Raw genomic sequence first — 337 nt, forward strand, 5'->3', positions numbered from 1 at the left:
AACGGTAGACCAGACTGGCCAGTGGCGTGAACATGTCCGCGCCGAGGACGCGCGAGCCAAAGTTACGCCACCTCTCTTCGTCCCGCAGAAAAAAGAACTGGCAGATCAGCCCAACCGCCATCGACCCGATGTCCTGGGCTCCTGACTGGGCGGCCTGAACCGCAAGGCCACCGACCTGCCGGATTACCGTCCCCGAATATTGGGACCACAACTGGGTGAGGCTGATGTCGAGCCCGAATCGCAAGGCCATGGGGTGAAGCTGACGGTCCAACAGCGAAACCGCGTCGGACATCGACCCGAACCGGGCCGCGTCAGCCTGGTTGGCCAACTGAGACCA

At 62.6% G+C, this 337-nt stretch carries 1 protein-coding gene; it reads right to left on the reverse strand.

Annotation, left to right across the window (positions count from 1 at the left end; all coding sequences use genetic code 11):
• Positions 1 to 292 (reverse strand): hypothetical protein (locus R5H29_RS04850; RefSeq protein WP_332328853.1); only part of this gene is annotated, 292 nt, incomplete at its 3' end.
• Between the last annotated feature and the right edge of the window lie 45 nt (positions 293 to 337).

Source organism: Stenotrophomonas sp. A3_2, from assembly GCF_036624925.1.
GTDB classification, from domain to species: domain Bacteria; phylum Pseudomonadota; class Gammaproteobacteria; order Xanthomonadales; family Xanthomonadaceae; genus Stenotrophomonas; species Stenotrophomonas hibiscicola.